This is a genomic window from Sporomusa sp., from assembly GCF_057736855.1.
On sequence record NZ_JBYKYF010000035.1, the window covers coordinates 4,223 to 6,214 of the forward strand.

The following is a 1,992-nucleotide window of genomic DNA, read 5'->3' on the forward strand; positions in this document are numbered from 1 at the left end:
GTTTCCATGCTCAAAATGGAAGAAAAGGCTATCTAGTAGCGTAATGACAACTCTCACATTCAGCAGCGTGTATTTAATTGTTTTAAGGAGGAGTATACCATGAATAAAACAGCTAAAAAATGGCTGGCTATCTTACCATTGGCGTTAATGAGTATTACAATGGCAGGAACTCCCGTCTTACCTACTATGCCGGTTTATGCAGCCTCAGAACAATCCTTTAGTGATGTACCGGCAGGCCACTGGGCTTACGACGCTGTAAAAAAACTTGCGCAGGCCGGAATTGTCGATGGCTATGGAGACAACTCGTTTAAAGGAGATAGAACCATAAGCCGTTATGAATTTGCCTTTATTACTGCCAAGGCTATGGAAAAATTCGAAACTGCCGACGAAAACAATAAAGAGATAATTGATAAATTATCCTCTGAATTCGCGGCTGAGTTAAACCGGCTTGGCGTCAGAATGACTAAAGTGGAAAAAAAGACCAATACATGGGTTGGCGGCGAAACCCGTATGCGCATTGTGCAAAATGATTCAAATCGGGATGGCAAAAAATTGCGGGGTTCAGACCAGTTCGATTTTCGCCAACGCTTCAAATTCTGGGGTAATATAAATGACAATATTAGCTGGGCAGGACGTATTGTTACCAGCACCAGCAACAAATTTGGCAATACCGAGTCTTCCACCGGTTCTGATGTCTGTCTTGATTTAATGACCGTAAGCACCAAAGACACTTTCGGGTTTGACAATATTCGTGTTGGCCGCTCTGCCTTAGATTTTTATACCAATGGTATCTTTGGCAAAGCCGGCAATGTTGATGGCCTGTATATTAATAAAAAATGGGGTGACGTAAATTTTCGCGGTTGGACCGGGAATATAAAATCCGCTGATGACAATGGTGCTAAGCAATTAACTACAGGCGAACTCGATTTCAAACTGGCTGATAATTTTAATCTCAAAGCCGGTTATTATGTGGCTGATGTGGAAGGAACCAGCAATCCGTCCGGGACTGGAATCCTTAACACTAATAAAGGAAGTTTTGACAGTTCCCAAGGATGGACGATGGGGATAAAATATAAATTTGGCAAATACACACTGTTAGGAGACTATGTAAGCACAACTCTGGACGACGTAGTCGACTTGCCTAAACATCCCAAAGGTTGGGCTGTACAGGTCAGCAATAGCCAAGGTCCAGATGTTCTATACCCTGCTGTAAATCTGGTTAATCCCGCCAAAGTCGGGACAAATGCCTGGATGGTATCTTACCGCAGTATTGACGCAGGTACCATTCCCAGCGGTGCAGGCGCATTTGACGTTACAGCCGTAGCCGACCCCAAACAGCCATATAACGTCTTTACTCATGGAACTGATAACGCCAAAGTATTATTCTTAGCATATCAAAACGTAATTGCCAAAAATGTTCTGTTATCGCTTGAATATCAAGACTTTAAAATTAAAAATAGAAGCTTGACCAATTTACCGTCTGACCGCTTAGACAAGACTTATATGATGAAACTTGAGTTCTTCTATTAATAAAAAAGATATCCTTATCTAATTCATTCTTGGTTAAGGGAGATAAGATAAATGTTAATCATTGGAGAACTTATTAACACCAGCCGCAAAGCAATTCGCGAAGCAGTTGAAACCAGGAATGCGGCTTATATTCAAGAAATCGCCCGCCAACAGGAAGCTGCCGGCGCCAATTATCTGGATGTAAACTGCGGCAATATGGTTGGCCAGGAGATTGAATGCATGGAATGGCTGGTCAATACCATCCAGGAGGTTACCGACCTGCCTCTCTGTATTGACAGCCCGGATGAAAATGCCCTGAGAGCCGGGTTAATCCTCGCTAAGACGACAAAAGGCAAACGGATGATTAATTCCACAACTGCTGAAACAAAGCGTTTTAACGCTGTTTTGCCGCTCGTAAAAGAGTTTGACGCTAAAATTGTGGCTCTCTGTATTGAAGACGCCGGTATGCCGGAAACTGCTGAA

The 1,992-nt window shown here is 42.9% G+C and carries 2 protein-coding genes; both read left to right on the forward strand.

From position 1 onward, the window contains the following. Positions 1-99: 99 nt before the first annotated feature. Entirely contained in the window at positions 100-1,530 is a 1,431-nt protein-coding gene (locus AC29Z1_RS03990) for an S-layer homology domain-containing protein (RefSeq protein ID WP_488270169.1), read from the forward strand. A 51-nt stretch (positions 1,531-1,581) separates the two neighbouring features. Continuing rightward, on the forward strand, positions 1,582-1,992 hold a 411-nt coding region (locus tag AC29Z1_RS03995; protein WP_488270170.1), incomplete at its 3' end, for a dihydropteroate synthase.